The organism is Clostridium sp. (assembly GCF_029267215.1).
GTDB lineage: Bacteria > Bacillota > Clostridia > Clostridiales > Clostridiaceae > Sarcina.
Genome location: NZ_JARIDH010000023.1, coordinates 1 through 2,452 on the forward strand (window position 1 = coordinate 1; position 2,452 = coordinate 2,452).

Annotated in this window: 3 protein-coding genes; 2 read left to right on the forward strand and 1 reads right to left on the reverse strand. The window is 25.1% G+C overall.

What is annotated here, in order from left to right; all coding sequences use genetic code 11:
• Both Q1K13_RS03365 and Q1K13_RS03370 read left to right on the forward strand, forming a co-directional pair.
• The coding region (locus tag Q1K13_RS03365; protein WP_300347728.1) for a hypothetical protein at window positions 1–293 on the forward strand (293 nt) is incomplete at its 5' end.
• Window positions 294–699: 406 nt separating this feature from the next.
• Complete coding sequence (locus Q1K13_RS03370; protein WP_300347730.1) at window positions 700–1,272, forward strand: recombinase family protein; 573 nt, start codon at window positions 700–702, stop codon at window positions 1,270–1,272.
• A 70-nt stretch (window positions 1,273–1,342) separates the two neighbouring features.
• On the opposite strand, the gene Q1K13_RS03375 is transcribed toward Q1K13_RS03370, so the two are convergent.
• Complete coding sequence (locus tag Q1K13_RS03375; RefSeq protein ID WP_300347729.1) at window positions 1,343–1,792, reverse strand: hypothetical protein; 450 nt, start codon at window positions 1,790–1,792, stop codon at window positions 1,343–1,345.
• Between the last annotated feature and the right edge of the window lie 660 nt (window positions 1,793–2,452).

The window sequence follows — 2,452 nt, forward strand, 5'->3', positions numbered from 1 at the left end:
TAAAATCAGAGATAGCAATGGATAGAGAAGATTTATTCAACTTGAATAAAAGTTTAATTGATACTTTAATTGCTCAACTTGAAGAAAAAGATAAGCAGATAAAAGAGTTACATAAACTCATAGAAAACAATCAAATTCTTTTAAAAAAAGAACAAGAAAATAAGATTAATATTTTGGAGCTTGAAGATCATTTTAAAGAAGTTGATAATAAGTTAAGTTTAATAAGAGATAAAATAAATCAAAGCAAAGAGAAAAAAACTTTTTTTAAAAGTCTTTTTAAAAGTAATTTATGATAATTTAAATAATGGTATTTAAACAGTTATTACACCAGTAAATTGTTTATTGGTAATAGAGCTATAGAACAGTATCAGAATTGTATCAAAAACAATGTATCAAAAACGAATGTTTTTGGCACATTATTTTTATATACATAAACAAGGCATTCCTAAAGGTTAAAATTGTTTCATAAAAGGTATCATAATCTATTTTAATTATGATACCTTTATGATATAATGAAGGTAATAAACTTTAGGAAAAGTGGAGAGTAAGAGTATGTATAAATTAACTTATAGATATGGCATAAGGAAAAGGAGCTATACAAAAATATTTAATAGCAAAAGTGATATGGAGAGATATATAGAATCTGTAAAGGATAAAAATTTAATAGTTCTTGATATAGAGATTATAAGCGAGAAAAAGATGTTGATTGGATATGCAAGGGTTAGTACTGAAGAACAAAGTTTAAATAGACAAATAGATATGTTAATTGATTATGGTGTAGATAAGAGAAATATATATCAAGAAAAAATAAGTGGAATGAAATCTAATAGAGAGCAGCTAGATAAAATGATTGATGAGCTACAAGAAAATGATACAGTTATAATTGCTGATCTAACAAGAGTATCAAGAAGTACAAAGGATTTATTAAATATAATTGATAAGATAAAGAGTAAAGGTGCTAGTATAAAGAGTATTAAAGATACCTGGTTGGATACATCAAGCGATAATCCATATAATAGTTTTTTATTAACTGTTATGAGTGGATTAAGCCAGCTAGAAAGAGATTTAATAAGTCAAAGGACTAAAGAAGGTTTAAGAAGTGCTAAGGCAAGAGGAAGGAATGGAGGAAGACCATCAAAGAGAAATGATAAGGCTGAAACAGTTGGGTTATTATACAAAGAAGGATATAAGATAGTTGATATAGTAAAACAAACTGGACTAAGTAGAGCTACAGTATATAGAACTCTAAAAGATTTAGGATTAAGAGAGTAGTTAAGAGACATAAGTAATAAGAATATTTATTTAAATTACTTAGATATATATTCTTATTACCTAATAGATTTTAAAGTCCTGCCTTATCAAATAATTCAGTCTTAACTTTTTCAGCTTTATCATTTGCTTTAGTTACTCTAGGATCTTTATCAATCTCTTTTAAATATTGCATTGCTAGTTGGTGATTTCCTATAACACCATATTCATCGAAAACTTTTAAACATACTTCGTAAAGATCAAATTGACTGTCAACAAATTTTGCTCCTAACTTAGTTTTCATTTCACTTTTCATGTCTTTTCTATTTGTTTTTATCCAATTCTTACATGCAGACTTATCAGAAGCACCTAATAAATATACAAATGAACCTTCTAAATCATACATAGTACTTTGTATTACATCTACATCTTTTTGATAATCTTTAACTGATGACTTTTCGCTAAAAGTTAAAAAAACTACTAAAATTAAACCTAAAATAATACCAAAACTTATTATAGTCTTTTTATTCATAGTAATGTTCATATAATATTCTCCTTGATTATTTAAATAATTGTTCACAAATATAATACTACATAATGATTTATTTAACAAATTTTTAATAATTTTACAAATGAAATATTTTGTTACTATAAAATTTAGATTTTAATTAAATAGATTTATAGATATTACAGTATGCTACAAATGGCTTGTTTTGGTCAATAAAATTGAATTCTAAGCGTTTATTTAGTGTTAAATGTATAATTAGTCATTTGGTATCAAATAAAGCAATTCTAAGGCGTTTTATTTATAGGGGGTATATTTACAATATTTAACCTCTTCTTAGTTTAAAATACAGTACCAACACTTCAACTTACACACCAAAGTTAAAAAACAATTGTAATTTGTATAAAGATGTAATAAAATTAAAAACATAACTAAATAAAAAAAGTTCATCACCTTATATTAAGTTTACTAGGCTTAATATAAGGTAAACTTACAAGGTGCCACCAACACCATTGAAAGCTTGACGAACTTCTAAAGTAAAGACACTTTATTAAATAGAACCAGTATTCAATAAAATGAATTTACTCAAATGCAATTTTTAAATTGTATAGACATATTATATATACAAGTTTTAAAAAAAGCAAGTAGAAGAGTTTACAAGTCTTTTGTTGGAGTACCAGCAAAGGACTTTTTTAATTT

What these genes read in the sequence shown, in the direction of transcription:
- Q1K13_RS03370 (WP_300347730.1), top strand. Translation starts at nt 700, where the DNA reads ATGTTGATTGGATATGCAAGGGTTAGTACTGAAGAACAAAGTTTAAAT.
- Q1K13_RS03375 (WP_300347729.1), bottom strand. Translation starts at nt 1,792, where the DNA reads ATGAACATTACTATGAATAAAAAGACTATAATAAGTTTTGGTATTATT.